The sequence below is a fragment of the Vibrio sp. Scap24 genome (assembly GCF_013394185.1).
GTDB lineage: Bacteria > Pseudomonadota > Gammaproteobacteria > Enterobacterales > Vibrionaceae > Vibrio > Vibrio pomeroyi.
Map to the genome: position 1 here is coordinate 1,857,276 of NZ_CP041333.1, position 23,333 is coordinate 1,880,608.

General features: G+C 45.4%; 22 protein-coding genes and 1 pseudogene. 13 read left to right on the plus strand and 10 right to left on the minus strand.

Features of this window, described 5'->3' with window-relative positions; genetic code table 11:
• Positions 1-90: 90 nt before the first annotated feature.
• Positions 91-1,278 (plus strand): MFS transporter, encoded by a 1,188-nt coding sequence (locus FLM53_RS23535; RefSeq protein WP_176679168.1) that lies wholly within the window; start codon positions 91-93, stop codon positions 1,276-1,278.
• Between the two features lie 77 nt (positions 1,279-1,355).
• Here the strand turns inward: FLM53_RS23535 and FLM53_RS23540 are convergent, their stop codons facing one another.
• The 3 genes from FLM53_RS23540 to FLM53_RS23550 all read right to left on the minus strand — a co-directional run bounded on the left by FLM53_RS23540 (position 1,356) and on the right by FLM53_RS23550 (position 4,638).
• On the minus strand, positions 1,356-1,913 hold the full coding sequence (locus FLM53_RS23540; RefSeq protein ID WP_176679167.1) for a sugar O-acetyltransferase: 558 nt from the start codon (positions 1,911-1,913) through the stop codon (positions 1,356-1,358).
• Positions 1,914-2,089: 176 nt separating this feature from the next.
• Positions 2,090-3,088, minus strand: a complete 999-nt coding sequence (locus FLM53_RS23545; RefSeq protein WP_176679166.1) for a LacI family DNA-binding transcriptional regulator — start codon at positions 3,086-3,088, stop codon at positions 2,090-2,092.
• Between the two features lie 110 nt (positions 3,089-3,198).
• Positions 3,199-4,638, minus strand: a complete 1,440-nt coding sequence (locus FLM53_RS23550; protein WP_176679165.1) for a 6-phospho-beta-glucosidase — start codon at positions 4,636-4,638, stop codon at positions 3,199-3,201.
• Between the two features lie 296 nt (positions 4,639-4,934).
• Between FLM53_RS23550 and yegD the strand changes: the two genes are divergently transcribed.
• Entirely contained in the window at positions 4,935-6,287 is a 1,353-nt protein-coding gene (yegD, locus tag FLM53_RS23555; protein WP_176679164.1) for a molecular chaperone, read from the plus strand.
• A 161-nt stretch (positions 6,288-6,448) separates the two neighbouring features.
• Positions 6,449-7,363: a DMT family transporter gene (locus tag FLM53_RS23560; RefSeq protein ID WP_176679163.1), complete on the plus strand. Its 915-nt coding sequence runs from the start codon at positions 6,449-6,451 to the stop codon at positions 7,361-7,363.
• Between the two features lie 54 nt (positions 7,364-7,417).
• Here the strand turns inward: FLM53_RS23560 and FLM53_RS23565 are convergent, their stop codons facing one another.
• A complete protein-coding gene (locus FLM53_RS23565; RefSeq protein ID WP_176679162.1) occupies positions 7,418-7,942 on the minus strand; it encodes a hypothetical protein in 525 nt (174 codons plus the stop codon).
• Positions 7,943-7,993: 51 nt separating this feature from the next.
• Positions 7,994-8,383: a VOC family protein gene (locus tag FLM53_RS23570; protein WP_171731289.1), complete on the minus strand. Its 390-nt coding sequence runs from the start codon at positions 8,381-8,383 to the stop codon at positions 7,994-7,996.
• 209 nt (positions 8,384-8,592) lie between these two features.
• On the opposite strand from FLM53_RS23570, the gene FLM53_RS23575 reads away from it, so the two are divergent.
• The gene (locus FLM53_RS23575; RefSeq protein WP_176679161.1) at positions 8,593-9,489 is read left to right on the plus strand and encodes a DMT family transporter; all 897 of its coding nucleotides are present in this window, start codon (positions 8,593-8,595) and stop codon (positions 9,487-9,489) included.
• Positions 9,490-9,588: 99 nt separating this feature from the next.
• On the opposite strand, the gene FLM53_RS23580 is transcribed toward FLM53_RS23575, so the two are convergent.
• The gene (locus FLM53_RS23580) at positions 9,589-10,503 is read right to left on the minus strand and encodes a LysR family transcriptional regulator (RefSeq protein WP_176679160.1); all 915 of its coding nucleotides are present in this window, start codon (positions 10,501-10,503) and stop codon (positions 9,589-9,591) included.
• Positions 10,504-10,692: 189 nt separating this feature from the next.
• Between FLM53_RS23580 and FLM53_RS23585 the strand changes: the two genes are divergently transcribed.
• Positions 10,693-12,765 carry an alkyl/aryl-sulfatase gene (locus FLM53_RS23585; protein ID WP_176679159.1) on the plus strand — a complete coding sequence of 691 codons (2,073 nt, stop codon included), beginning with the start codon at positions 10,693-10,695 and terminating at the stop codon, positions 12,763-12,765.
• A gap of 128 nt (positions 12,766-12,893) precedes the next feature.
• Here the strand turns inward: FLM53_RS23585 and FLM53_RS23590 are convergent, their stop codons facing one another.
• Positions 12,894-13,808 carry a LysR family transcriptional regulator gene (locus FLM53_RS23590; RefSeq protein WP_176679158.1) on the minus strand — a complete coding sequence of 305 codons (915 nt, stop codon included), beginning with the start codon at positions 13,806-13,808 and terminating at the stop codon, positions 12,894-12,896.
• 9 nt (positions 13,809-13,817) lie between these two features.
• On the minus strand, positions 13,818-15,191 hold the full coding sequence (locus tag FLM53_RS23595; RefSeq protein WP_176679157.1) for an MATE family efflux transporter: 1,374 nt from the start codon (positions 15,189-15,191) through the stop codon (positions 13,818-13,820).
• 329 nt (positions 15,192-15,520) lie between these two features.
• Here FLM53_RS23595 and FLM53_RS23600 point away from each other — a divergent pair, with 329 nt between their 5' ends.
• The 3 genes from FLM53_RS23600 to FLM53_RS23610 all read left to right on the plus strand — a co-directional run bounded on the left by FLM53_RS23600 (position 15,521) and on the right by FLM53_RS23610 (position 18,450).
• Complete coding sequence (locus FLM53_RS23600) at positions 15,521-16,366, plus strand: enoyl-CoA hydratase/isomerase family protein (protein ID WP_176679156.1); 846 nt, start codon at positions 15,521-15,523, stop codon at positions 16,364-16,366.
• 172 nt (positions 16,367-16,538) lie between these two features.
• Complete coding sequence (locus FLM53_RS23605; protein WP_176679155.1) at positions 16,539-17,372, plus strand: SDR family NAD(P)-dependent oxidoreductase; 834 nt, start codon at positions 16,539-16,541, stop codon at positions 17,370-17,372.
• 202 nt (positions 17,373-17,574) lie between these two features.
• Positions 17,575-18,450, plus strand: a complete 876-nt coding sequence (locus tag FLM53_RS23610) for a radical SAM protein (RefSeq protein WP_176679154.1) — start codon at positions 17,575-17,577, stop codon at positions 18,448-18,450.
• A 245-nt stretch (positions 18,451-18,695) separates the two neighbouring features.
• Here FLM53_RS23610 and FLM53_RS23615 read toward each other — a convergent pair whose 3' ends face one another.
• Complete coding sequence (locus FLM53_RS23615) at positions 18,696-19,397, minus strand: lipoate--protein ligase (RefSeq protein ID WP_176679153.1); 702 nt, start codon at positions 19,395-19,397, stop codon at positions 18,696-18,698.
• Positions 19,398-19,581: 184 nt separating this feature from the next.
• Here FLM53_RS23615 and FLM53_RS23620 point away from each other — a divergent pair, with 184 nt between their 5' ends.
• Positions 19,582-19,866 carry a damage-inducible protein J gene (locus FLM53_RS23620; RefSeq protein ID WP_176679152.1) on the plus strand — a complete coding sequence of 95 codons (285 nt, stop codon included), beginning with the start codon at positions 19,582-19,584 and terminating at the stop codon, positions 19,864-19,866.
• Positions 19,863-20,141 (plus strand): type II toxin-antitoxin system RelE/ParE family toxin, encoded by a 279-nt coding sequence (locus tag FLM53_RS23625; protein WP_176679151.1) that lies wholly within the window; start codon positions 19,863-19,865, stop codon positions 20,139-20,141. The genes FLM53_RS23620 and FLM53_RS23625 overlap by 4 nt, the downstream gene beginning before the upstream one ends.
• Before the next feature lie 54 nt (positions 20,142-20,195).
• Here the strand turns inward: FLM53_RS23625 and FLM53_RS23630 are convergent, their stop codons facing one another.
• Positions 20,196-20,864, minus strand: a complete 669-nt coding sequence (locus tag FLM53_RS23630; RefSeq protein ID WP_178992136.1) for a hypothetical protein — start codon at positions 20,862-20,864, stop codon at positions 20,196-20,198.
• A gap of 98 nt (positions 20,865-20,962) precedes the next feature.
• Here FLM53_RS23630 and FLM53_RS23635 point away from each other — a divergent pair.
• The 3 genes and pseudogenes from FLM53_RS23635 to FLM53_RS23645 all read left to right on the plus strand — a co-directional run.
• A pseudogene (locus FLM53_RS23635) lies at positions 20,963-21,160 on the plus strand (IS110 family transposase); the annotation flags it as partial.
• 136 nt (positions 21,161-21,296) lie between these two features.
• The gene (locus FLM53_RS23640; protein WP_176679149.1) at positions 21,297-22,190 is read left to right on the plus strand and encodes a homocysteine S-methyltransferase family protein; all 894 of its coding nucleotides are present in this window, start codon (positions 21,297-21,299) and stop codon (positions 22,188-22,190) included.
• A gap of 123 nt (positions 22,191-22,313) precedes the next feature.
• A complete protein-coding gene (locus FLM53_RS23645) occupies positions 22,314-23,324 on the plus strand; it encodes a Gfo/Idh/MocA family protein (RefSeq protein ID WP_176679148.1) in 1,011 nt (336 codons plus the stop codon).
• The last annotated feature ends 9 nt before the right edge of the window (positions 23,325-23,333 follow it).

The following is a 23,333-nucleotide window of genomic DNA, read 5'->3' on the forward strand; positions in this document are numbered from 1 at the left end:
CGCCATCAAACGAAGCGCTCTTATTGCAGCCATAAACTGCCCCACTTTATCGCGCTCGATACTTAACACAGAATAGTAAGAGAGATGATTATGCCCTTAGCATTACTCGCATTGACGCTCAGCGCCTTTGCCATCGGAACCACAGAATTTGTCATTGTAGGCTTGATTCCTACCATGGCGACCGACTTGAATGTATCAATTCCATCAGCTGGACTGTTAGTGAGTTTGTACGCGTTGGGCGTAGCGATCGGCGCACCAGTACTCACAGCATTAACGGGAAAATGGAACCGTAAATTAGTGCTGTTAACCGTGATGTCTTTGTTTGTTGTCGGTAACTTACTGGCGTGGCAGGCTCCCGGCTATAACACGCTGATCGCGGCACGTATTCTTACCGGCCTTGCGCATGGTGTGTTCTTCTCGATTGGGTCGACCATCGCAACAGGGTTGGTCTCTAAAGACAAAGCGGCGAGCGCCATCGCAATCATGTTTACCGGTTTAACCGTCGCATTAGTAACGGGTGTGCCGTTGGGTACTTACATCGGCCAAACATTTGGCTGGCAAGCAACTTTCTTGATCGTTGCATTGCTTGGTCTTATCGCTCTGATTGGCAGCACTATTTTGGTTCCGAGCAACCTTAAACAACCACCGGCCGCTAAGATTTCAGCACAGTTAAAGGTACTGACTCAGCCTCGTTTATTACTGGTGTACGCCATCACAGCACTTGGTTACGGCGGGACATTCACAGCTTTCACTTTCCTTGCTCCAATACTTGAAAACATATCAGGGTTTGATTCAAGCTCTATCAGCCTAATCATGTTGGTTTACGGAGTTTCCGTCGCGATAGGTAACATCTGGGGCGGTAAGATGGCCGACAAAATGGGGCCAATTAAAGCGCTGACGGTCATCTTCTCTGGTCTAGCAGCTATATTGGTGGTGTTCAACTTTACCGCAGTTAACCCATACGCATCAGTGGCTACCATTTTGGTGTGGGGTGCATTCGCATTCGGTAACGTACCGGGGCTGCAGGTGTATGTCGTTAAACTGGCAGAGAAATACACACCAGACGCAGTAGATGTGGCATCTGGACTCAATATTGCGGCTTTCAATGTCGGTATCGCTTTAGGTTCTTGGGGCGGAGGTTTGATTGTTGCGGAGTCTGGACTAATGAACACCCCTTGGGTCGGCGCTGTGATTGTTTTAATTGCTCTTGGATTGACTCGATTCAGTGGTGCGTTAGATAAGAAGCAAACACAACAAGCTGTTCCATCTAGCATCTAGCATCTAGCATCTAGCAAGAATAGACAAAATAAAGCCCGAATCTAAGTTCGGGCTTTATCGTTTAAATCTGATGGTTATTAGTTATCAATCGCTTTCAAAACTTTGCATGGGTTACCTACGGCAACCACATTGTCTGGAATATCTTTGGTCACCACACTGCCAGCGCCAATCACGCTGTTTTTACCAATGTTCACGCCAGGGCAAATGATCACACCTGCGCCAATCCAAGCATTGTCACCAATCGAAATTGGAGTGCCGAACTCAACACCTTCGTCAACACGACTCTTTACATCTAGCGGGTGTCCTGCAGTTAACACCTGAACATTAGGCGCGAATAGCACATTGTCGCCAATCGTTACCTCTGCGACATCTAACACGACACAGTTGAAGTTGGCATAGAAATTCTTACCCAGTTTGATGTTTGAACCGTAGTCGCAACGAAATGGTGGCTCTAAATAGGCACCTTCCGAATCAGGGATCAGCGTATCAATCGCAGTGCGCCACTCTTCGGTATCTGGAATGCTGTTATTGAGTTTTTGCAATACCTTACGACATTCGATTCGCTCGCCATATAGCTGCTCGTCCCATGCTAAATAAGGCTCGCCAGCCAGCATTTTTTGTTTTTCTGTTTTCACGTTACTTACCTACTCTTTCACATTACTTACCTAATAATGGTCAACACATCGACCAAAAAACGCAATATCGTACATCTAATAAAACGGAGTAAGCAAGGTTTGAGCTCTATTTCAGAGATGTGTAGCCCATCACTTTTTGTAGGCTAAATATGAAATCGACTCTCTGTTAATTGAGCTTAAATACGCTGAGCGATTGAATCACGAATCACTAAACTGCCCGTCGTATCCAAGGCTTGTGCTTGCTTAGTTTCACCGACGATTTGCAGAATCGCCTTTTGCGTCATTTGCTCTAATGGCACACTCACCGAAGTCAGGCTAGGTGTAAGAAATGCACCCACCTTACTGTTATCAAAGCCGACAATAGAGATATCTTGAGGTAAAGAATATCCCAGCTCAGTTAATGCCTTAATCGCACCAATCGCCATATCATCGTTTTCAGACAGAATTGCAGTGAAGCTTGCTTTGCTTTCCACTAAAGCTTGTACGGCACGGTAGCCACTCTCCATTGTCCAATCGCCCTGAACAACGTTAGATTCGTTTAGCTTAATATCGTGCTTGGTGAGCACATCTTGATAGGCTTGATAACGCTGTTCATCGGTCGACGAGCCTGCTTTACCACGAATGACCGCAATCTCCGTATGACCCTGCTCGATGATGTGTTCAACCATCAAACAAGCACTTTGGTAATGGTCTGTGGTGATTGCATGATTGGGCTTCGAAGGCATTTCTCGGTTGAGCACTAAAATCGGCGTATCAGTGCTTTCGATAATCTGCACTATCTCGCTTTCCGTTAAACATTGCGGATAAATGATGATGCCGGCGCATTTCATGTCGAGTAGGAAATTGATCGCCTTCCTTTCGTCTTCAGCACTGTGTTTACCATCGGTGATAACCAGTTGGTGATTCGATTTTTCGCTATAAGAAGCCGCGTGATACATCAAGGAAGAGAAGTAAGGGCCGTTGAATAGCTCATTAGTGATAACGAAGCCGATGAAGTTGGTCTTCTTGGTCGCCAATTGCTGAGCTAGCAGGTTTGGTCGATAACCCGTTTCTTGAATCGCATCAAAGACCTTTTTCACCACATCAGGGCGCACGATATTCTTGCCGTTTAAGACACGAGAAACCGTCGACTTTGATACACCCGCGCGGTTCGCGACATCAAGCATTGTGACCATTCGCTTCTTTTCCTCATATAAAAAATTAGCCGACATAAGCCGACTAATTTAATGCTAATTCATATTGCGTATAACTTTATATTACGTGTAACTACGCAGCACAACGCATTCTAAATAGTGGCGCCGTTAGATGCAATCACGCCTTTATACCACTCAAACGACTTCTTGCGCTTGCGCTCTAAAGAACCAGATTGGTCGTTGTGCTTATCTACGTAAATGAATCCGTAGCGCTTTTTCATCTCACCTGTGGTGAACGACACCAAATCGATGCAGCCCCAAGGGGTATAACCCATCAGGTCGACACCATCAATCGCAACCGCTTTTTTCATCTCTTTGATGTGATCGCCAAGGTAAGCGATGCGGTAGTCATCATTGATACTGCCATCTTCCTCAATGGTATCTACCGCGCCAAAACCATTTTCAACGATGAACAATGGCACTTCGTAGCGTTCATAAAGAGAAGCTAAACAGAAACGCAAACCTGTTGGATCAATCGGCCAGCCCCAGTCGCTCGACTTAATAAACGGGTTATCAACCGAGTTTTCATGACCACCGTCCATCGCTTCATCCGTCGATTGGTGAGAAGACGAGTCTAATGTGTTCGACATGTAGTAACTAAAGCCTAAGTAATCGGCCTTACCTTCTTTTAGGATCTGCTCATCTTCAGGCTGCATTTCGATATTAAAGCCTTTGATGGCCCAATCACGCTTGGCGTAGCTTGGGTAGTGACCGCGAACCATCACATCCGAGAAGAAGTAGCGATCACGCATCGCTTGCTGCGCCACCATGATATCTTCGGGTTTTGATGATCGAGGGTAAAAAGGCACCATCGCACACATTGCACCGATCTGAAGATTTGGGTTGATCTCATGACCTTTCTTAACCACCAACGCACTCGCGACAAACTGGTGGTGAACCGCTTGATACATCGCTTCTTGCGGCTTTTCGCATTGCGGGAACTTCACGCCAGAGCATAACCAACCGAAGATGTCTGCCGAGGTGTTCATCTGATTATTGATCTCGTTAAACGTCATCCAGTACTTCACTTTGTGCTGGTATCGATCCATTACTGTGGTCGAGTACTTAACGAAGAAGTCGATCACTTTACGGTTCATCCAGCCGCCATATTCTTTGGCTAGATGGTAAGGCATTTCAAAATGGCTCAGCGTCACGACTGGCTGAATATCGTATTTCAGAAGCTCGTCAAATAGGTCATCGTAAAAGGCTAAACCTGCTTCACACGGCTCTGCTTCATCGCCATTTGGGAAAATACGCGTCCAAGCAATACTGGTTCTAAAACACTTAAAGCCCATCTCAGCGAATAACTTAATGTCCTCTTTGTAACGGTGGTAAAAATCAACCGCTACTTGGTTTGGGTAGTTTTCGCCATCAATCACACCATCGGTGATTCGACGTTGAACACCATGAGCGCCTGCCGTTAACACATCGACCACACTCACACCTTTACCATTCGCATCCCAGCCGCCTTCTAGCTGATGCGCCGCAACCGCACCGCCCCATAAAAAATCGTTTGGAAATTCGTTGTTCATACCATTACTCGCTACAAGTTATTCGTGAAAAGATCAGGATTAGAGAAGCAATCACAGCTCTGAAACCGATTTCAATAAAAGTAAAGATACAGAATGAAACCGGTTTCAACAATACATTTTTGATCTTTTTTTGATCAGAGAGGGCTCTCACTACATTAGATAAACTTCAAATTCTCGTTTGACCCGTCTACAAGTGTAGGCTTTAGACTGCGCGGCTTGCTTGTGGCATGACAAGCAATTCACAGGCTCAAATACGGCCTGTGAACCACGTAAAACTGTTAGATGAGGTAGATATTATGGCTATTGGATTTGATTACGGAACCGCAAATTGTTCGGTTGCTCAAGTGGTGAATCAAGAGGTAAAACAGATCCCTTTGGTGGGTAATGACTACTACATCCCTTCAACGTTGAGTGCGCCAACCGCAGAAACAGTTTCAGAGTATTTGTTTCGTTGTTTAGACATCAAACCGATTGGTGAAATCGGCGAAAGTGTTTTGAGTCGCGCAATGAAGATGAACCGCAATGAAGGCATTGACGTTCAAGCTGACGATGTACGTTTCGGACAACCCGCACTCGATCTTTATCTAGAAGATCCCAAAGAGATCTACTACGTTAAATCACCCAAATCGTTCCTTGGCACTGTGGGGTTAAGGGATCTACAACTGTCGTTTTTTGAAGACTTGGTCTGTGCCATGATGGCGAATGTGAAACGCCAAGCAGAGGCATCCATTCAACAAGATATCACTCAAGCGGTGATCGGTCGCCCGATTAACTTTCAAGGCCGCGGCGGTGACGCATCCAACCTGCAAGCTCAAGGCATTCTAGAGAGAGCAGCGACTCGCGCTGGCTTCCAACAGGTTGAGTTTCAATTCGAACCTGTTGCAGCAGGGCTTGAATACGAATCAACATTAACCGAAGAACAGAATGTGTTGGTCGTCGATATTGGTGGAGGCACCACCGATTGTTCGATGATTCGCATGGGACCTAAATGGGTCGGAAAAGTTGAGCGTTCTGAATCTTTACTTGGTCATACAGGCCAACTGATCGGCGGCAATGATCTGGATATTTTTGTCGCTTTTAAGAACTTTATGTCTGAGTTTGGTATCCACAGCTTACGCAAATCAGGCTTGGCAATTCCAATTACTCAGTTTTGGAACCCTATCGCCATCAATGATGTACAAGCTCAACGACGTTTCTACGGTAGCGATAACCTCATCGAACTTAAGAGTTTGATGGGTGAATCTCTGGTGCCAGAGAAACTCGCTCGATTGATAAAGGTTCAACAAAACAGCCTAGGTTACGGCCTAATCAAAGAAGCTGAGAACGCGAAGATAGCATTGGGTGAACAAGCGCATTACGAGGCAAGTATCGACCTAAAAAATGAGCTACTAACCATCCCAATGTTAAGCGAACATATGAAAGACGCCATTGCTGACCCGACCCGTAAGATCCAAGCCTTAGTGAAAGAAGCTCTAGCACAAAGCCAAACTAAGCCGGATGTGATTTACATGACAGGCGGTTCGGCTCGTTCGCCTATTTTACGTGACGCAATTCAATCCGTTTTACCGAACACGCCTATCGTGGCGGGTAATTACTTTGGCTCAGTGACCGCAGGTTTGGCTCGTTGGGCAGACCTGCGTTTTAGATAACGACCTCGACTCACTATATCGCTGGCAAAATGAAAACCAGCGGCCTCTAGCAATGCCTTCATTGACTCTTCAATGGGTATTGCTCACTTACTACTCCTATCTGTTGACCCGTCTACCGGTGTAGGGCTTATGCTCTGCACTCACTTATCACGAGGTGTGTTATGTCTATCCATCGTTCCTTTGCAGCCCCTCAGCCGCTGCTTTCTTTTTTTAATGGACTATCCGATCCCGCAAAAGGAATTGCACTCGCTTTAATTTCAAACGCGCTGTTTATTTTAGTCGGCGTGATTGTGCGAGAGCTCAGCCAGACCATCGACATTTTCCAAATATTGCTATTCCGACAGTTAGTTTTTGTCACCCTACTGATGCCTTCTATCGTCAGTAACATGGATGCGATGTTCAATCCTAAGATGGTGTCAATGCATGTATGGCGTGTCACTGGGGCATTCATCGCACTCTACTTTAGCTTCTTAACCGTGAGTAACATTCCGTTTGCCGACGCAACAGCGTTAGGGTTTATGAAGGTATTATTTGTGGCGGTCATTTCCCGTCTGTTCCTACAAGAAAACGTTGGTTGGGCACGAATGACAACCATATTAGTCGGATTTACTGGGGTGATGTTGGTTGTGCAGCCGACCCTAGAGAGCGAATCTCTGTTCTACGTTGGGACGGGCTTGGTAGCAGCGTTAGGCGCAGCAATAGCCGTTATCTGTGTAAGAAAAATGGCGAATATCGAATCTAAGGTTGTGGTGCTGGCTTATCAAGCGATCTTTGTTGGAGCCGTCGCACTTATCCCTGCGATCATTGAATGGCAATGGCCAACATGGTCTGAACTCGCTTTGTTGGTGTTGGTCGGCGTGATTTCTTCCATCGGCCAATGGTTTGGGGTCACTGCCTACAAGTGGGGAGAAGCGAACGTGGTATCGAATGTCGAATATTCACAGATGATCTACTCAATGATTCTTGGGTACCTGTTATTCGCAGAATTACCAAACAGCTTGGCGTTGATTGGCGCAGCAGTGATCGTTTTCAGTGCGGTTATGCCCTTTGTAATCAAGCGAAAGAAAACTCAGTAATTCACGACTTAATTTGCCCCTTCACATTTGATAGGGGCATTTATGATCTAACAATCAATGCTGCTCGAAATACTGGTCGTGTTGTGATTTAGCTGATTGGTCTTGAGTGCCAGGATAGAACTGTACGAGCGTTTGATCGGCTAAAGTGAGGTGAATCCAACCTTCTTTGACCCTCAACCAATTGGTGCCGCTTGTCTCATAGACGCTAGGAAAACTGCCCCAGCCTGATTTTGATACTTGCAGTTCTTGGAAGCGATTAATCGGAGTGAGTTTGTTGCTGTTGAAGTCAGCATTGGTGTAAACCAGCATAGGCTCGATAGCATCGGTTGGCTTAAACGTATAACAGCTGACAGACTCTGAAGTGCGATCAAACCATTGGTAAGGCTGTGCGCCGGTTAAATCATAAACGGTGCAGTCATTGAATTTAAACGCCCACTCTTGGTGAGCTTTAAAGCCGAGGTAGCCTATTGGCTGTGATGGTTCAGGCTTAGAGTCAGTCTCTGGCTCATAAACCGGTTCTGAGGTAGCACATCCCATAAGCCCAAGACTAAAAAGAAAAGTCACAGCACGCTTTATCATTGTAATACCTCAGTTCCGTTCGTAGATGAGTAACTCAATTAAGTCTCTACATTAAACGGTAAGTTCCAAGCGATTACCATCAGGATCGAGTACACAGCTCTCATAATAGCCATCACCTGTTCTTCTTGGCCCATCTAAGCGCTCATAACCCTCTTCAACCAAGCGGCGAGTCAGTTCATCGACAGCCTGCTCCGACCCTAATGAAATCGCCATGTGAATGAAGCCGGTGAATTGATCATAGATGTCATCTTTCGATTCAGGAACCGAGTCCATTTCCATGATCTCTAAGCGGCTACCACTCTCAAAAGATAAGAAGTAAGACGAGAAGCCTTTGGTTGGGTTGTGGTATTTCTGGTTAGATGTCGCACCAAAGTAATCCTCATAAAAGCGTTTAAGTACTTCGAGTTGTTTGGTCCAAATCGCAATATGTTCAATCTTCATTTTTATCACCTAATGTTTACGTATGACACTAGATTACTCGCCAAACAAGGAAGGATAAACAGAACAGAATTCATCATAGATGTTCCTATTTAAAGAACGTTTGAATTATCAAAATAACAACAATTAGCTGCACAGTATTAACATCTAAGTTTGTGTAATACATAGCTTTGATCCATAGTCGGGTTTTTACACAATCCGAGATTTACACTGTGAGCTTTTTAAAACTGATCATGCTAGCTGCAATATGGGGAGGCTCGTTCCTTTTCATGAGAATTGCGGCTAATCCTTTAGGCCCAGCAGTCCTAATTGAAGCGCGAGTTCTATGCGCAGCAATCACCCTACTCTTGGTTTCTTTTTATCTGAAAAGGAAGCTCTCTTTTAATGTTCACGCGAAACACTTTTTCATTCTTGGGTTGTTTAACACCGCGCTTCCTTTTCTGTTTTTCGCTTATGCGGCTCAAACACTCAATGCGTCGACGCTTGCCATTCTTAACTCCACAGCGCCAATTTGGGCCGCGATCATCGGGGCGATTTGGACAAAAACAGCGCTTGAGAGCAAGGTATTACTCGGGTTAGGTATCGGTGTCACGGGTGTATGCGTGTTGGTCGGTTGGGATGCGATGAACATAGGACAAGAAGCGATTATTCCTATTTTCGCCGCAGTTATGGCTGCGTTTAGTTACGGCATCGCATCTAACTACACCAAAACAGCTCCAAAAGTAGAAGCCTTCAATAACGCACACGGCAGCATGTGGGCGGCGGTGTTAATCGTATTACCATTTGTGTTCTTCATTCCGATGAGAGAAGCACCCGATCTCACGATTACCACATCAGTCATTTTGTTAGGTGCTGTTTGTACTGGGTTAGCGTACCTACTTTATTTCAACCTCATCAATGAGCTTGGCGCGCCTTCGGCACTATCAGTCACCTTCTTGATTCCGGTGTTTGGTATCCTTTGGGGGAACTTATTCTTAGATGAGGCGATTGGTATCAACACAGTGGTTGGTTCCATTCTTGTTATCACAGGAACTATGTTGGTGACGGGCTTATCCCCAGCTCAGATGATCAAAAACGCACGTGAAAAGCGCCGACAAAAAGCGAGTTAGGCTCAAATCAATTCCGCCTTTAAAGCAATAAAAGTGGAACAATCAGATACAGAAACGGCCTCATTTTCGAGGCCGTTTTTATAAGGGTTGTCTAGAAATTTAACTGATTGCAGACTTGTTCATGTACTGCTGAATTTTGTTTCGCAGCCACTGGTGAGCCGAGTTCACATCGGTTCGTTTATGCCAAATCATGTATTGCTGCATTGGCAGTATTTCAAACGGCTGATCTAGCACTTGTAGTTGGAAGGCTTCTGCAAACTGATTAGCAAAATCACGCGATGTACTGCCTACGCAATCTGAGCCCGACACCAATACACACATGGTCATCAGCGAGTCACATTCTGCGCTGACCTTACGTTGCTTGAGTGGTGATTTAGTGAAGTAATCTGCCGTATACAAGCGAGTACGACGCATCCGAAAAGTAATGTGCTTCTCGTTGTAATATTGTTCTTCGGTCACCGAACCATTGATTCTGGGGTGTCCTTTTCTTGCAATGAGCACAAGTTCATCTTCAATCACAGGTTGCTTCATGTAACCATTCACTTGAGGGTAGTGAATATCGATCGCCAAATCGGCCTGCTGCATACTCAAGCTCTGCAATAACTCTTCTTCGTTATTCGGCACCATATTGAACTCGATCGAGATATTACCCAACGTATCATCTTGCTCAACAAGAGGTTGAAGCTTGGTGAGACCGATCTCGTTAACCAGAATGCGAAACACATGATGTTGCTGATTATCGAACTGCTTTAGTGTGCTGACCGCGCTGGTTATCCCTTCTAACGCCGGCTCAACTCGGATTGCCAATTGTACCGCCGCATTGGTCGGAGTGATCCCACGCCCTTCGCGAATAAAGAGGTCGGTATCCAATTGAGATTGCAGTCGCTTCAATGCACCGCTGACTCCGGGTTGAGTCATACCAAGGGATTCCGAGGCTAAGGTAATCGACTTTAATCGATACACTTCCAAGAACACGCTCAGTAAATTCAGGTCTAACTTTTCAACATCACTCACGGCTACTCTCCATGTTTGCTTGAAGTCGTATCGAGCATACGACAAGGTTCGGTTTTCAATAGGTCACTGATAAAGCGTACAACACATAACAGTTCGTTATGTGTTAAATAAAGCTTACTTTATTTTTTACTATATGTGTTAGCCATACAATTTCCTCATCGAAACGAAATCCGAATTGAAGAGGCTCTAATGACAACTTCACGTACTTTCAAGAACGCATCCCTGTTCCTTGCAATCTCTCTGGCATTTCCATCCATTGCAGCGAATCACGACCACGCACACTTTAGTGAGATTGGCGATCAAGGTGGCAAAGACGCGACCGAGATGACCGCACAAGCCAACCAAGAGTTTGCGAAAACGCTGAACTACTCAGACACGCGCGCCTTCGACAATAACAACAGAGGCCTGATCGCGAGCTTCGACCAAGAAACTGGCGATATCATCCGAAACAGTTTCAACTTTATCGAACCCAGTGTCACCAACGCCGACAAAGCACCAGATTCAGTGAACCCATCATTGTGGCGACAAGCGGTATTGAACCAAGCTGCCGAAGGCCTGTATGAGGTTGTCCCAGGTAAGGTTTACCAAGTTCGCGGTGCCGATTTAGCGTCTATCTCTTTCATCCGCAGTGACAACGGTTGGATCGCTTATGACGTGCTACTTACTAAAGAGTCCGCGGAGAAATCACTTAAGTTTTTCCAAAAGAATGTCCCTGACGGCGGTAACTTACCTATCGTCGCGATGATCTATTCTCACTCTCACGCCGATCACTTTGGTGGCGCGAGAGCGATCAAAGAAGCGTACCCAGATGTAAAGGTGTACGGTTCTAAAAACATCACTAAAGAAATCGTAGATGAAAACGTATTAGCGGGTAACGCGATGTCTCGCCGTACCGCTTATCAATATGGTGCGACACTGAATCGCCATGAACACGGTATTGTGGATGCGGCACTCGCGAAAGGCTTGTCGACGGGCACCATCACTTACGTATTGCCAGATTACGAACTCAACCATAACGAAGAAATTGAGACGCTGGTTATCGATGGTCTAGAAATGCAATTCATGGATGCATCGGGCACTGAAGCCGCCTCTGAAATGGTGACGTATATACCAAGCATGAAGGCACTTTGGACAGGTGAGTTGACCTACCAAGGCATGCACAACCTGTATACGCTGCGCGGTGCAAAGGTGCGTGATGGCTTGAAGTGGTCTAAGAAAATCAACGAAATGCTGGTGACTTGGGGTGAAGAAACTGAAGTGTTGTTTGCTTCTCACTCATCGCCAATTTGGGGCGAACAAGAGATCTCTGATTACCTAAAAATGCAGCGTGACGCGTACGGCTTTACTCACAACCAAACCCTTCGCTTAGCGAATAACGGCGTGGTTCTGCAAGACATCGGCGATGAGATCTACAAAGTGATGCCAGACAGCATTCAACAATCTTGGCACACCAATGGTTATCACGGTACTTACTCACATAACGCTCGCGCGGTGTACAACATGTACCTTGGCTACTTCGATATGAACCCTGCGAACCTGAACCCGCTACAAATTCATCCTGAGTCGGTCAAATTTGTGGAATACATGGGTGGCAGCGACGCTGTAATTGAAAAAGCGCAGCAAGACTTTAAACAAGGTGAATACCGCTTTGTCGCAACGGCGTTGAACAAGGTTGTTCAAGCAGAGCCAGAAAACAAAGTCGCACGTGGCTTACTGGCCGATACTTACGAACAGCTAGGTTACCAATCTGAAGGTGCGGGCTGGAGAAACATCTACCTAACAGGTGCACAAGAGCTGCGTATCGGCACACAACCGGGTGCGCCGAAAACCGCTTCTCCGGATGTATTGGCGAACATGACTATCGAGAACCTGCTGGATTACTTAGCGGTAAAAGTGGATTCATTGAAGGCGCAAGACACGCCGTTCACCATGAACATTCAGCTGCCTGACGTGAAAGAGTTCTACTACGTAGAAATGTCGAACGGAAACCTAAACAACATTCAAGTAAGCGAACTGCAAGAGGCTGACACCACACTGATCATCAATAAATCAGACGTGTCTGACATCGTGTTGAAAGAAACGACACTCAATAAGCTGTTAGAAGAAGGACAAGCAGGCGTGAAAGGTGACAAGTCGTCTTTGAACAAGCTGTTGTCTTCACTGACTGAGGCTGACACCTCGTTTGAGATTGTTCCGCGCCCGAATAAAGGCGAAGAAGTGGACGCTGAGCTATACCAAGATTCAACGGTACACGCTCATTAAATGCCCGATACATTAAACCTAATAAAAACAACAAGCAGTTAGCTAGAAAAAACGTTCTATAAAGAACATAAAACAAGCCCCAGCCTTTGGTCGGGGCTTTCTTGTTTATTGTGTCGTAGTTGGGTGATTTACTGCGTTTGACCGTTCACTTCACAGTCCCAATAAGATGGCGAACCGTAATATTGAACAAAGTAATCGATAAAGACACGCACCTTAGGCGCAAGCAATTGAGCACTCGGGTATACCGCCCAAATCGCAGCCGCATCTTTTAACGGGTAATCCGGCAACACCTCGACCAATGTGCCCTCAGCTAACTGCTTATAAGCAATCCATGACGCGCACATCGCAATGCCTAAACCATCAACACACACATCCCTTACCGCTTCACCATGATCGACACGAATCGCGCCCTTTTTCTTGATGGTGATATCACCTTCGGGCGTATCGAATGTCCAACCTTCCAAACCGGTTTGATTAATGCATTGATGTTGCTTGAGATCTTCTGGCGTTTCAGGATAACCATGAGCGGCTAAGTATTCTGGCGACGCACACAAAATGCGTTTATCCGTAGAAAGCTTACGAGCGATCAGGCTTGAGTTTTGAAGCTCGGCATTACGGATCGCCACATCGAAACCACCATCAACCAAGTCGACGATTGAATCACTCAGTGAAATATCGACCGACAAATCAGGATACTTAGCTAAGAAGCCTTTCAACGCGGGCATAACATGCATTCGACCAAACGATGACGGAGCAGATATTCGTAATACACCTTTTGGCAGTTCGTTACCGGTTCCGACCGACGCGACACCCGCCTCCACACTCAACAAAATTTGTTTAGCATGAGGGAGAAATGCCATGCCCTCTTCAGTAAGAGACACCTTTCGCGTGGTGCGATGCACAAGACGAGCACCAAGGCTCTCTTCCAACTTACCAATATGAATACTAGCAACCGGAGGCGACAACCCCAGTTCTTGTCCGGCTTGACTGATATTGTGCGTAGATGCGAGTCGCACAAACAGTTTTAGATGTTCAATATTCATCAATATTTATTAGCCTGCGCTGAGTGCACACGGCTTATTGGCAGCGGCGGCACGAGGAATAATGTGAGTTTTAATATAGGCATTAAGCTTAAACCATGCAAAAGCGCCCGCTAAAACATTGGCGATGGTCGCAGCAATAACCGCATTGATCATATCTCCGGTTAGCGCCCCTAGCCATATCGCCGGAATGTAGAACACAAACAGGCGAGAGAAGGACACACTCAACGCTTTGCGAGGCACACCCAATGCGTTAAACACCGAAGCCACCAACATGCAAAGTCCCAGTGGCCCATAGCTAAATGGTATGAACAGCAAAGTCACTTCAAACCAGCTTCGAATGCTCTGCTCTTCTGAAATCACAGGAATAATCCAGCCACTAAAAATAGCTAATAGTGCCGCCATCGCGGTGTGGAAAATCAATAGGAACTTCGCGGTACTATTCAATAATTCAGGGATTTTACATCGTTGCTGCGCGCCTAAGTAACGGCCTATCATTGGAGGAATCGACATGGTCAGAGCCAATGAGAACACCAACATAAAGCTTTCGACACGTGCTAATAGGCTCCAAAAAGCCATCTCACTTGTGCCGATTCGAGCAATCAAAAGCACGGAAACGAACGCACTTATCGCGGGTAGAATCTGATTAGCCGTGGTAGGAATGACCGTCTTAATTAACTCAAAGCAATAGCCTCTGATCTGGTCGTTGCACGCACCATTAAAGCCAAACCACCCTTTACCTCGTGATCTAACCAACATGTAAATCGCACCGAATGCGTAGCCAATGCTGGACGCAATCGCTGCGCCTGCAATACCCATATCCAAGCCAAAGATTAGAATAGGGTCGAGAATCAGGTTAATCACACTGGCAGCCAAAAACATGCTGCCTGTCGTTTTGATATCACCGTTTGCTCGATAAACACAGGTTGCCAAATAAAGAGCAGCGACAGTCAGTGCACTGAACAACCACAGTGGCCAATACACATTAAAAATCGACAACATAGATTGGTATTGCGCCTCAGACACATCATTGACGAACGATGCAAAAACAGAGTCGCCAAAAACCACTAACCCAAGGCAAATCAAGGCGATGATTGTGACGCCGAAGCCAACCGACAGTGTGGCGATTGAGGTCGATTTTCGTTGCTCTTTTGCTCCCACCGCCTGAGAAATAATAGACGTTGCCGCCACACCAATGCCCACTTGAACACCCGTAAATGCCGCCTGAAATGGCAAGGTAATACCGTGAACAGCCAGCTCATTCACCCCAAGTTGACCGATAAAAATCGAGTCGACCAGTTGCACCATCATGATCGCAAACACACCCAACGTCAGGGGCAGCGTTTTATCAATAATGGTTTTCAAAGTCGCGGATCGCATCAACATAGGTCGGTTTACTCTCATCTGTTGTGTGGGGCATTAATGGCCTAGTTGAGCAGTATACGAAGCCAGAGTGAAATAATAAGAGCGCTAAAGGCTGAATGAGTTTTTAGTTTTCGTTAACAATCGAGTTGGTAAGCACAATCAAAACAACAAGTCTCATTTAACACATTGAATTTATTTAATTTAGCAACCAAAAGATCACTCTTAATAATTCGTTAATAGTGTTTCGTTTAATGGTTAATTGTTGGTTTGAGCATTCCTAGCTAGCCTGAATTTAGGCCGCATTCACCACCGAATAGGCTGAAATGAAATCTTTCAGAAGGAATATGGAAATGGCATATCAAGGTTATACAACGTTTAAAGCTCAAGCCGAAGATGGGATTCTTACCGTCACTTTTGACTTCGGTACTGTGAATGTTCAAGGGCAAGAGATGCTTGCCGATTTAAATGGCTTAGCAATGAGGCTGGAGCGCGACCGTGACATCAAGGTTGTGGTATTCCAATCAGCAAACCCTGAGATTTGGGTCTGTCACTACGACACCAATTTGTTAAAATACATGTCGACAGAAGCTGTGTCTCGTGAAGAAGCAAAACTGCTCGACCTGCAATCTGTGTTAGAGCGCATCAGCAAACTACCACAAGCCACCATTGCCAAACTTGAAGGTTTCGCACGAGGTGGAGGCCATGAATTTGCACTGGCGTGTGATATGCGATTCGCTGCTCGTGGCAAGTACAAATTCATGCAAATGGAAGTGGGCATGGGCATCCTTCCTTGTGGCGGTGGCGCATCACGTATGGCTCGCCAAGTTGGCTTAGGTCGCGCACTCGAAATCATCCTAAGTGCTCGAGATTTTGATGCCGATGAAGCGGAAGCGTACGGCACCATCAACAAGGCTTTAGAGCCGGATGAGATTGGTGAATACGTTGATACGCTAGCGAAACGAATTTCAAAATTCCCAGCAGAATCGATCAACGCATGTAAGCAAGCGGTGTACGAATCCATCGACAAACCTATCGAAGAAGCACTAAAAGCGGAAGCATACTGGCTGTACCAAGCAACCAGCAAAACCCCAGCGGTTAAGCGTTTCCAAATTGCCGATGAGCAAGGCTTAGAGCACGATATCGAAAACCAACGTAACTGGGAAACTCTGGTTATGAACGTTCAAGACATCAAATAGCTCGTTCACTTCCCTTATTTGGGTCAGCCGAAAACTGACCCATTTATCTTTAAATTAGCCTTTTTTTGTCCCATAGACTCACATTTGAGTCTTCAGCCTGTGAGCCAAATGCAACTATGTGTCATTAATCTTTGTTATAACGTTGTTCAAACTATTTTTTGAAGGATCAAAAATGCAAAAAATAATTCTGATCACAGGAGCCACAGATGGCATTGGTTTAGAGACCGCAAAAGCGCTGACTCAGCAAGGACACCACGTTCTCATTCATGGCCGCAACCCAGCCAAGGTCCACAAAGTCGTGACGGCTTTATCTCGCCTGTCTAAAAACGCCGTCATCGAAAGCTATATCGCCGACCTATCGACGCTCTCCGATGTTGATAAGCTCGCGACCCAAATCAAAAGTAATCACAAGCGACTCGATATACTCATCAACAACGCTGGCGTCTACAAGGTGTCAGACGTCACTACTCCAGATAATCTTGATGTGCGTTTTGTGGTGAACACCATTGCGCCCTATCTTCTGACACAGAAGCTGCTCCCTCTTTTTGATGCGACAGGTCGTATCGTGAACCTATCTTCAGCAGCGCAATCATCCGTAGATTTAGACGCACTTACCAGCCCAAATGCAGGCGAACTGGATGGCCCAGTTTACGCACAAAGTAAGCTTGCGCTAACGATGTGGTCTATCGAATTAGCCAACTCCTTATCTAACCCTCGATTAGAGAATGGCCCCGCCGTGATCCCTGTAAACCCAGCCTCTTTCCTCGGCAGCAAGCTAGTAAAAGATGCTTATGGCGTTGATGGTAACGATCTGGCGATTGGTGCGGATATCCTCTGTCGTGCCGCACTCAGTGAAGAGTTTGCTAACGCTTCTGGGAAATATTTTGATAATGATTCTGGATTGTTCAAAGACCCTCACGCGGATGCATTAGACCCTGCCAAAAACCGACAACTGGTGATGGTGCTTGATCAATTACTCGAAGAGAAGTTGTGCGTCGCGCACTGATCATTAATTAGTAAATACGACGACTAACACTCCCCAACAATCCAAGCCGCAGTTCTATCTATCTAGACGAAGAACTGCGCGCTCATTCGATTATTAAAATTTCTTTAATACTGATTCCCTGCTTTGCCCAATTATCACCCAAGATGCAGATTGTTAGACTTGTCCTCGTCGAAACAATACAGGCTAAGGCCGAGGAGCATTTATGCGTTTTGAAGGCAAAGTTTATCGTCCTTGGATGGAAGCAGAGAGCGTTCTCATCCAGACAACATTGGGATGCAGCAATAACCAATGTACCTTCTGCACGATGTTTGATGATAAGCGTTTCAAAGTACGAGACATCAAAGACATCTTTGAAGATATTGATGCCGCGAGAAAGATCTACCCGCATGTAGAGTCTATCTTTTTGGTCGATGGTAACGTGATGGCAATCCGAACCGAGATGCTGATTTCGATTCTGGATTACATCAAAATTATCTTCCCAGAGATCAAAAATATTTCTCTGTATTCAGGCTTCAACGACTTCCGTCGTAAGAGTTTATCGGAACTGAAAGAGATCAAATCGGCAGGTTTGAGCATGGCGTATTCAGGCTTAGAGTCAGGTGATCCTATTGTTCTGGATCGTATTCAAAAACGCATGACACGTGAGCACGCAATCGAAGGCATGAACCTAGCGCGTGAAGCCGACATAAAAGTGCTGGCTTCGTTTATCTTTGGCCTTGGTGGTCGTGAACGTTCAAAAGAACATGCGATTAATACCACCAGCTTGCTGAACATCATGCAGCCAGATGCGATTGCACCGATGGCTTTGGCGGTTCAACCGGGTTCAGTATTAGAGAAAGAAGTGCAGCGCGGCGAATTTGTATTGCCGACACCATTGCAGATTCTAGAAGAAGAGAAGTACTTGCTCGAAAACCTAGAGGACTTCGATTGTTACTACTGGGGCGATCATGGGAACAATATCTCGCCAATGCGTGGCATGCTCCCTCAAGCGCGCAAGCCGTTTCTTGATAAGATCAATCAAGACATCGCGCATAACCCGATCACTAAGCAAAACGTAATTAAGACCTTTGCTTGGTAGTCGCTCGATTTAACTCATAACGAATAAACATTAACAAACTAAACGACAGGCGTTGCCACTCCATATTATGGAATAATCAAAGTCCAGCAGCGCCTAACGTATCTCTTAGTTTTTCAGATTCAAATCCCTAAGCCAAAGCCGCTAAGAACAGCTTGAAGGTCGCGATGCGTTCACTAGTGATAACAAATAGCATCGACATGGTTCACCCATCGACAAATTAGCATGGCGTTAACGAAAGGCCGGCACTACGCGTGCTTGATAAAGGCTTGGCTTAACTGCTGAAAGAGTGAGTCTACGTTGGGCAAGGGCATTACATGTTCAGATAAAAGCGTATGAACGTACGGCTCTACCACGGTCGGGTTGCCGCAAATCTGATTGTAAAAGTTCACGGGAGCAACGATGTGCTCTAAGTCCGCATCTAATAAGATACAAGCTTGCGAAAGTACGATTTGACCACCCCCTCGTTTCAGCAATACACGCTGAGCAGTACCCACTATTTTCTGTTTGTTGATATTGAGATTGTAGTCACCATCACAGTAAGAACCCGGGGTTGCATGTACATCCACATCAACGCCTAACTCTTTAAAAAACAGGGTCAAGACGTTGCACAGATGTAGATACGCTTTTTGGATGTTGTAGGCTTCATCACGAGGCCAATGGTAAATGTGCGATAGGTTAATGATTCCCGGCAATTGGGGAACAGGAGCGCCACCTGTTTTACGTGAAGTAAGTTGCCAACCTTGTGCCTCGAGCTGTTTTCTAGACTCTAGTGTCACTGGCCACTTTTTACCTGAGGGCAAAACGAGTGTCGGCGTTTTTGCTTGCCACAGCATTAAGGCTTGTCCAATCTCACCCGCCTGTATTTGCTGCAATAGCTCATCTTCTTTTTCAAACGCACGATCAACATCAATGTGCGGGTAACGTACGAGTTTATTCGTTAACTTCAATGCACTTTCCTCTACAGCTTGTTACGGCCTACCATTTAACATACCGCAATGGTTGATGACATATGTGACTATGTAAGATGAAAACAGCACCAAAATTTAGTTAATGGTGTCATAGTCGCTTGTTAGTTGCCCATCTCAGAGGCTAGTGCTAACATTTGTACACACACTAATAAAGGAATACATCATGGACACTAGAATTCAATTTCGTGTTAATGAAGAAACAAAACGCCTAGCTCAACAGATGGCTGAGAGCCAAGGTCGTACACTGAGTGGGGCTTGCCGTGAGCTTACTGAGCAACTCGCTGAGCAACAAAGACAAACATTATCTCACGATGCATGGCTAACTGAACAAGTAAACCTAGCATTTGAGAAGTTTGACTCAGGAAAATCCGTTTTCGTTGAACACCAAACTGCTAAATCTCGAATGGAAGAACGCAAAGCCAGAATCCGTAATCGAGGTAAGCAATGATTTTATGGGAAGAAGATTCACTCAATGATCGTGAAAGGATCTTTGAGTTTATCTATGACTTCAACCCTGATGCGGCAGAGAACGCAGACAACCTCATTGAAACAAAAGTAGAAAACTTGCTTGAGCAGCCTCTAATGGGTGTACAGAGAGGCGGTATTCGTGGACGATTACTGATAATTCCTGAGGTTTCGATGATCGTCTCCTATTGGATCGAAGGCGACATTATCCGAATTATGCGCGTGCTCCACCAGAAACAGAAGTTCCCTATGGATTGATTACTTCCTCTGGGCAACTAACGCTAAGCATTGAGAATCTACTTGAATTTCTTGTTATGTGTAATTTTTTCCCTTGAGTACCAACCTTACAATCTCACCGATAGAAGTGATGTACAGGCTCGCACCTCCACTCGTTTCGTATTTCTCACAGTCCTCGTAACAATCGCTATCTTTAACTACCACAGGTTCAAAATATACATCGACTAAACCAGTGTTAATAAATGTATTTTCAGAATTAAAATCAATCGGGTCTGACGACTCACTAGCAAACTCTAAAAAATCACCAATAAACATACTATCGATAATTCGACTGATTTTTAAAAATTGATTGTATGTAATTTCTCCGACAAGAAACTCAGAGAAGAATATTGCAATGACTTTACTCGTATAGTGGTCTTCTGCTTTCTCTATGATATAGATAAGCTTCTCTCCAACTTTTACTTTATAGTCATCCGAGTTATCAATTGAATCAATCATACTTCGGCGCTGTTCTACTGGAATATCAGACAACTCAGAAAGGAATGATATAAGCTTTTTCGTAAACAGAGCATCACGCACGCTACCAATCGCATTGATACCACCTACAAGACTAGAAAGAACCGGTATGTCTCTTAGTACTCCGTTATCTAAAATTGCATCTATACCAACTTCGGCAAGATTTACCGCCAAATTTCTAAGATCATCTTTTTTAAGAGATTCTTCTAACGACTTTGAAAGCATCATTTTCTCTGTTTCCAATGATTACACATAACGAATGACATGGGTTCACCCTACCGAAGATCCTCCACATTGATGTGATACTTAAATCCATCGGAGGCACCATGTCTGATTATTCTTATTTCTGCGGTATCAACCTAGCTAAAAACCACTTTAGCCTTCATGCAGTAGACCAAAATGGTACCGTCATACTTCATAAGTCGGTAACTCACTCTAAACCACTGAGTAAAATAGCAAATATGCTACTCATGCGTATAGATATTGATACGTGTGGTGGTACATATTATTGGATAAGAGTGATCTAAATTATGCTTAGGCTATCTCCAAAACAGTCCGACACCTTTTCTCGATAACACAGTGTATTGGTGGCTTCTGTCTAACAAGGTTGTCTGATATGGTGGCGGCAGAACTTCAGCAATTGTTTAGATAGTATTAAATATGAAAACACTAACCATACTTGATGGCGGCATGGGTCGAGAACTCAAAGAAATTGGCGCGCCATTCTCACAGCCTCTTTGGAGTGCTCAAGCGCTAATCGAAGCGCCAGAATTTGTTAGCCAAGCGCATCAAAATTTTATCGATGCAGGCGCTGAAATCCTGATAACAAACAGCTATGCGTGTGTTCCCTTTCACCTGGGTGAAGAGCTGTTCGAGCAACGAGGCTTTGAGCTAGCAAAGCTTTCTGGCGAACTGGCTAAGGCTGTTGCTGACAATGCCCCTAACACAGTGAAAGTTGCGGGCGCGATTCCACCGCCATTTGGCAGTTACCGACCAGACTTGTTCAAGGTTGAAGAAGCAGCGCCAATCATTCAAACGCTTTACGATGCGCAAGATCCAAACATCGATCTTTGGATCGCGGAAACCATCTGTAGCCTGCAAGAATTCGAATCCATTCATGCGGTACTTAAGCAGTCCGATAAGCCGTGTTACTACGCTTTTAGCTTAGAAGACACCAAGGTTGACTCTGTCAGCATTCGTTCTGGTGAGAGCGTAACAGACGCCATCAAATTGGCCTGCCAATCAAACGCGAAAGGAATTATGTTTAATTGCTCGGTACCGGAAGTGATGAACCAAGCCATCATCGATGCTAAACAAGTAATTGATGAGTTAGGCTGCGACCTAGACATCGGTGTCTACGCAAACAACTTCGCGCCGATCAGCAGCGAACATGAAGCTAACGACATGCTTCAAGAGATGCGTGAGTTAGATGGTCAAGGCTACTTAGCTTATGCAAAACGTTGGCACGCATTGGGTGCCAATATTGTCGGTGGTTGCTGCGGCATTGGGCCAAAACACATTCAGGCTTTAGCTGATTGGAAGCGCTCGATATAAGACTAGTCATGCACGGCTAAAGCAAGCTTATTAAAAATAGAGAACAGGTTGAGAAATCTGTTCTCTATTTGTATTGGGCAACTCTAAGTACACTTATTACAAAGCAAAGATTTGGAGTAAGTAATGAGCAACACGCAACACAAGATCAAATGGGGTATAGCTGGACTAGGTAACATCGCTAACCGCTTTGCGACCGCACTCACCGAGCACTGCTCATACGGCGAACTCTACGCAGTGTCAGCACGAGATCACTCAAGAGCCTCTGTGTTTGCTGATGAATTTGGTTGCGACAAGGCTTATGGGTCTTATGAAGCCATGGCGCAAGACCCAGACGTTGAAGCGGTGTACATCGCCACGGTTCATCCTTATCACAAGCCTTTAGCTGAACTGTTTCTAAGCCATAAAAAGCACGTTCTGGTAGAAAAGCCTGCTTTCACCAACCTTGGTGATTGGCTAGAGATGAAAACTCTTGCCGAACAAAACGGTGTGATGCTGCTAGAAGCGATGAAGACCGTCGTGTTCCCTGCTTATCGTGAGCTCACGTCATTCTTAGCCAACAACAAGATTAAGATTGATTCGATAGAAGCCAGCTTTGGTAACCATCACAACTACGATCCTAAACTGTTTATCTTCAACCCGGACTTGGCAGGTGGGGCAACGCTCGATGTTGGCGTCTACGGGCTGTGGTTTTTCTACGATTTATGCCGCACGCTTGGAGTTAAACCATCTAGCCCTACAGTAGATATGTCGAGCCTTTATGAGGGTTCGAACGTTGATACCGACTCCTGCTTTCAGTTTTCCGGCGAGATCAACGCCACCATCTCGGCATCGACAGTGCGCGACCTTCCACGCGCAGCTCGATTAACTGGCCCAGATACCACCATCACGATTCAAGAAAAATGGTGGAACCCAGCCTACATCGAGGTCGAATACCAGAATGAAACCTTTATCATCGAGCACCCAATTCAAGGCAATGGGTTCGAATATCAAATCGAACACTTCTCACAGCTGGTGCTAGAGGGAAAAACGCAGTCTGATATTCTAAGCTCAAAGGTAAGTGCCCAGGTACTGGATACCATGGAAAAAGCACTCATTGATGCTGGCTACCAACATTTAACTCAACCTAACGTTTAGGACTTCGAA